Annotated in this window: 3 protein-coding genes and 1 pseudogene; 2 read left to right on the forward strand and 2 right to left on the reverse strand. The window is 59.5% G+C overall.

Annotation, left to right across the window (positions count from 1 at the left end):
• Positions 1 to 143 precede the first annotated feature (143 nt).
• Positions 144 to 857, reverse strand: a complete 714-nt coding sequence (locus HMPREF1023_RS14835; protein WP_198006023.1) for an ATP-binding protein — start codon at positions 855 to 857, stop codon at positions 144 to 146.
• A gap of 20 nt (positions 858 to 877) precedes the next feature.
• Complete coding sequence (istA, locus tag HMPREF1023_RS14840; protein ID WP_009307278.1) at positions 878 to 2,413, reverse strand: IS21 family transposase; 1,536 nt, start codon at positions 2,411 to 2,413, stop codon at positions 878 to 880.
• Between the two features lie 179 nt (positions 2,414 to 2,592).
• Between istA and HMPREF1023_RS14845 the strand changes: the two are divergent.
• Positions 2,593 to 2,886, forward strand: a pseudogene (locus tag HMPREF1023_RS14845) (DUF6017 domain-containing protein); the annotation flags it as partial.
• Positions 2,887 to 2,909: 23 nt separating this feature from the next.
• Positions 2,910 to 3,092, forward strand: a 183-nt coding sequence (locus HMPREF1023_RS14850) for a DUF5348 domain-containing protein (protein ID WP_009307280.1), incomplete at its 3' end; no start/stop codon positions are given.

The following is a 3,092-nucleotide window of genomic DNA, read 5'->3' on the forward strand; positions in this document are numbered from 1 at the left end:
TGCTTATTGCGCCGTTTTTGCTACACCGTTCCACGCTCCACTGCTACAGCGTTCCATGGCAGACTGCCACGTAGCAATGCGGGTTGCTCTGATTGCGAGGGGCGCGCAAGCGCCCCTCTTGGCCAATACGGCCGGTTATGCTCTTAGCCGATGCGCTTGCGCATTGACTCGTCGCCTTCAATATGGATGACGTCCGACCGATAGACTATGCGGTCGATGACGGCATCTGCGATTGCTCCTTCCCCGAGCTTTGAATGCCAGCCTGCTGGCGAGAACTGCGAGCAAATCAATAAGGACCCGCTGCGCAAGCGCGCCTCGACTATCTCTAAAAGCTCGCGCGCCGCCTTCCCCTCGAGCTTTTCCAAAAGCCAATCGTCCAGTATCAGCAAGTCGCATTTCGTGTAGCGCTTCTTCGCCTTGAGCCAATCCTCGTTCTTGCTCACGTTCAGCTCGTCGAGCATTTCGGGCAACCGGACGTACCTTACGCTGAAGAAGGCGTTGCAGGCCGCCACCCCGAGCGCGCAGGCAATCCAGCTCTTGCCGGCGCCCGACGCGCCCGTGATCACGACGTTGCGGTGGCCTCTTATCCATGTGCAGTTGGACAGCTCTATCAGTTTCGTGCGGTCGAGCTTGCGATCCGCGTCGTAGCGGACATCGGCAATGTTCGCCTCGGGATCGGAGAAGCCGGCCTGGCGCAACAGCCTCGTCCTCCTGTTGATGCGGCGCGCGTCCCATTCGGCATCGACTATCATGGCGAACCTCTCGTCGAAGGTCATCTCTGCCACTCCTTGCGATTCCTCCTGGTCGCGATACGCTTGCGCCATCACCGACATCCTCATGCCATAGAGTTTGTCCATCGTCGTCTGGCTCGCCGTCATTATTCATCGTCCCCCTCGCTCAAGTTCCGGTAGTAGTCGCCTCCGCGCAGATACGCTCCGGCGTTTTGGTCCTCGGGCCCTGCGGCCCCCATCTCCGAGATAATCGATTTGATCGTCTTGTAGCTCGGCCTGGGCGTTAGAGAGCAGGCCTTGGCGCACGCCTGCTCGAGCATCTCCCTTCCGTGCTTCTTCGCGAGCGCCAGCACCGCGCGGCACGAGCGGTAGGACTGCTGCTCGATCTTGCGCGACCTCAAGATGGCATCGACGGCTTCCCCGCAGGACGGGCCGATCCCGGCCGCCCATTTACGGAAGCGCTTCGCGTCCCACTCCACAAAGTCGCGATGGGAATCGGGCATGTGGTCGGGGTTGGTGCGGTAGCTTCCCCTAGGGCCGTAGATGCGCTCGTGCATGGCGATTCGCTCGCCGTCGCAGGCCACCCAAACAGCGGATCTGGTGGCGCATAGCTCCACCTCGCGCTTGACGTAGCTGAACGGAACCGAGTACCAGCATCCGTCAAACGAGACGTGGTAGTTAAAATTAACAGTGACAACCTTGCGGGTAACCATCTCGTAGGGCTTGCCCGGCAGCGGGATGAGCAGCGGCTTCTCTTGGCGGACGAAGACCTCATCCCTGCTGCCCTCGCGCTTCTGGAACGGACGGGCGTTGATCTCGCGCACCTTCTCCAAAAGAGCCTCGTTCAGCTGCCGGAGAGAGGTGAACAGCTGGTTGCGAAGGGGCGCGATGGCGCGCTGCTCGATGACCCTCACGCTCATCTCCACCGCCCCCTTGTCCCTCGGCCTCCTGGGGCGCGCGGGCACGACGGCGCACCCGTAGTACTCGGCCATCCTGCGGTACTGCTCGTTGATCACGAGCTCTTCGACGGTGTTCTTGACGACGCCCTGCTTGAGGTTGTCGGGAACCACTATCGGCACGCTGCCGCCGAAGAAGGCGAAGGCGTGGACGTGGGCCTCGACCCAGGACTCCGCTCTCATGTTGTAGGCGCCCTCGGCGAACATCTCGCCCGAATAGGGCAAGCACGCCACGAAGACGTAGACTTTGCGCGCCTCGCCGGTGTCGGCGTCGAGCACCTCCATGGTGTCGCCGACGTAGTCGACCTGCATCTCCTGGGCGGGTTTGCGCTCGATGCGCATGGAGACCTTGTTGGCGGCCGCCCAGGCGCGGTGCTTCTGGCAGAAGGCGGAGTACAGGTAGGGTTCCATGCCCGATGCCAGGGCGTCCTCGCAGTACTCCCTCCAAAGCGTCAGCATGGTCATGCCGGGACGGTTCATCTCCTTGTCGATGCGGGGATGGTCGATCTCCGCCTTCGACATATCGGATCGCTCCTTTGCCGGATAGATGACGGCTCGAATCGCCGCATCGTTCATCTCCTCCGGCAAGGGCCACTCGAGGCCGTGCGCCTTCGCGCGGGTGGTCACCGCCCTTACCGTTGCGGTGGAGCACCTGCACGAGAACGCTGTGTTCCTGACACTCACCCCCATCGCCCTTTGCCGAAGTATTTCTCTGTACTTGACCATTTTTTCTTCCTTTCTCGCAATGGTCCGATGGGCACTTTTGTGCCCATCGGAATTGTGGCGGAAAAGGAAGCGCCCCTTTCGGGGCGCGTGGCAATTTAGATTGTTAGGGTGTGGCAGTCTGCCATGGAGCGCTGTAGCAGTGGAGCGTGGAACGGTGTAGCAAAAGCGCTGCAATAGTCAAGCGGGTACGGATTGCGGGGGACGACTACCCGGCAGAGCTTGTGAAGTCAAAGTTTATGAAACTGGACGGCGAGCATATCCGCTTTGTGCTTGACTGTATGCGGGAGAACACAACGAAAATCCGCAACATCAAGCAATATCTGAAAGCAGCCCTTTTCAACGCCCCGTCCACTATCGGCAATTATTACACTTCCCTTGTCGCCCATGACATGGCAAGCGGCGCACTGTCACCGAAGAAGCCGCAGTACGGCGACCCGGACTATTATTCATGCAAACCGGGCGAAAGCCTGTAAAACAACAAAAGGAGGATTTTATTATGGCACAGAAAATGACAGGAGCATTGGTATTTGACGAGCGCACCGACCGTTACGACATTCGCTTTGACTTAAACAGCTACTATGGCGGGCTGCATTGTGGAGAATGTTTTGACGTATTCGTGCGGGGCAAGTGGAAGCCGACCCGGATTGAGTACGGCGACAACTGGTATCTTGTGGGTATC

This window comes from Eggerthella sp. 1_3_56FAA (assembly GCF_000185625.1).
Taxonomy (GTDB): Bacteria; Actinomycetota; Coriobacteriia; order Coriobacteriales; family Eggerthellaceae; genus Eggerthella; species Eggerthella lenta.

Excerpts from the sequence above, each read along its gene's own strand:
- HMPREF1023_RS14835 (WP_198006023.1), bottom strand. The coding sequence starts at position 857 with ATGGACAAACTCTATGGCATGAGGATGTCGGTGATGGCGCAAGCGTAT.
- istA (WP_009307278.1), bottom strand. The coding sequence starts at position 2,413 with ATGGTCAAGTACAGAGAAATACTTCGGCAAAGGGCGATGGGGGTGAGT.